We start from the raw sequence: 393 nt of genomic DNA, 5'->3' as shown, positions 1-393 counted from the left end.
GCCGGGGGCGGCGAGTTTGGCCCAGGCGGCTTCGAGTAGTGCCCGTAGTTCGGGGGTGATCAGGCCGCTGAGCCGGGACATGCCGTCGTATTGCTGGGGGCCCAGGGTCAGGCCGCGTGTGCGGGCGCGTTCGTCGTCGGTGTAGTCGCCGTCGGGGTGCAGCAGGGCCATGAGTTCGTGGGCGTATGTGGCGACCTGGTCGGGGCGAAAGTCACAGGCCTTGCCGGCCAGGTCCTTTTCGGCGGCCTCCCAGGTCCCTACATCCACCGTGCTGGGCAGGTGGGCGATGAAGTCGCGGATCACTTTGATGTGCGCGTCACCGATCAGACCTTCGCGTTGGGCGGCGGCGGTCGCGCCCAACAGTGGCCCTAATGGTTCGCCTGTCAACGCCCG

General features: G+C 68.2%; 1 protein-coding gene. It reads right to left on the bottom strand.

The annotated features are described in order from the left end of the window. Window positions 1-393: DUF222 domain-containing protein (locus AO501_RS19775; protein WP_156452692.1), on the bottom strand; the 393-nt coding region annotated here is incomplete at both ends.

It is taken from the genome of Mycobacterium gordonae (genome assembly GCF_001417955.2).
GTDB classification, from domain to species: domain Bacteria; phylum Actinomycetota; class Actinomycetes; order Mycobacteriales; family Mycobacteriaceae; genus Mycobacterium; species Mycobacterium gordonae_B.
This window is presented reverse-complemented; position numbering and strand designations above follow the sequence as displayed.